Annotated in this window: 2 rRNA genes; both read left to right on the top strand. The window is 54.9% G+C overall.

Annotation, left to right across the window (positions count from 1 at the left end):
• Window positions 1-62 (top strand): 16S ribosomal RNA (locus H6A20_RS13175); the annotation flags it as partial.
• A 239-nt stretch (window positions 63-301) separates the two neighbouring features.
• Window positions 302-406, top strand: a 5S ribosomal RNA gene (gene rrf / locus H6A20_RS13170); the annotation flags it as partial.

Raw genomic sequence — 406 nt, 5'->3', positions numbered from 1 at the left:
TAACTGGGGTGAAGTCGTAACAAGGTAGCCGTATCGGAAGGTGCGGCTGGATCACCTCCTTTCTAAGGAAAAGAAGTAAGGACCGTTGTCTATTGCTCAGCTATCAAGGAGTGAGTGCACAGACCGGGAGTCCGGGAGTGAGGCAGGGATACCTGCAGTCACGGACGGACGAGACGGGATGTATATGAAGGCTTGAGCGTGGCCCGACAAGAAGCGAAGCGGATTGGAGGGTGCCAAGCGAAAGACTGGCACTCACGAAAAAAAGAGAGTCATTTGTTCCGTCAAAAGAACGGATGATGCTGCTGGTGGCGATGCGCTTAGGGGGCACACCCGTACCCATCCCGAACACGATGGTTAAGACCTAAGCGGCCGATGGTACTGCACTGGAGACGGTGTGGGAGAGCAG

It is taken from the genome of Mordavella massiliensis, from assembly GCF_016901695.1.
GTDB classification, from domain to species: Bacteria; Bacillota; Clostridia; order Lachnospirales; family Lachnospiraceae; genus Claveliimonas; species Claveliimonas massiliensis_A.
Note: the sequence above shows the minus strand (reverse complement) of the source record. Positions and strands in the feature narration are given on the sequence as shown.